At 66.7% G+C, this 715-nt stretch carries 1 protein-coding gene; it reads right to left on the reverse strand.

What is annotated here, in order from left to right:
- Nucleotides 1-73: 73 nt before the first annotated feature.
- On the reverse strand, nt 74-715 hold a 642-nt coding region (locus DU29_RS01000000130730), incomplete at its 5' end, for a DUF3363 domain-containing protein (protein ID WP_033051108.1).

Genomic DNA, 715 nt, shown 5'->3' on the forward strand with positions numbered 1-715 from the left:
CGAAGAATTTCACAACTGCCTCGGCATATCTCTAGACAGCCTGCCGGGTTATGTGGCTGAGACTCTTCGAGCATTAGCCAATGCCCATTCCCCGCTGCCGTCCGATTTCCCACGCCACGCCGCCACCGCGCACCGTCGCGGCAAGTCGCTGCCCCAGTCGCTGTTCAATCACCGGCTTCCACGGCACCAGACTGAACCCCATGCCGTCGTCTAGCATCGCGTAGCGCCCGCTGGCGAGCATGAGGCTGCGCCGGTAGATGCCAGCCACGCGCTGCCCGTCGGTGACGGGCCGATGCGCTAGGCCGATTTCGGCGGCAATATCCTTGGCGGCCTTTGCCAGTTCCCGATTCCGCAGCGTCCCCAGCAGGTTCCGGGCGAGGATCACCCGCTGCCCACGCCGCTGGGCCAGCCCCTGTTCTTCAAGGAAGTCGGCGCGCTGCTGCAAGGCTTCCTTCGTCTCGCCGCCAAAGCCCAGATCGCCCAGCCCCTTACCGCCACCGATCAACTGCTGGTCCAGCCAGGTCGCGCCGATCACGCGGGCCTGCCGCTCGATGGGCAAGTGCGATTTCAGCTCCACCGCCACGCCGCCCAGGCGCTGTGCGTCGTTCTGGCGGCCACGTTCGGCCAGGTCGTCCGGCACCTTCCATAGTCCATCAGCCACACGTTCCACGATGCCGGCCCGGCGCAGGGCTTCCAGTCGGCGGACATGGGCCGC

Source organism: Pseudomonas sp. Ant30-3 (assembly GCF_000690905.1).
Classification (GTDB): domain Bacteria; phylum Pseudomonadota; class Gammaproteobacteria; order Pseudomonadales; family Pseudomonadaceae; genus Aquipseudomonas.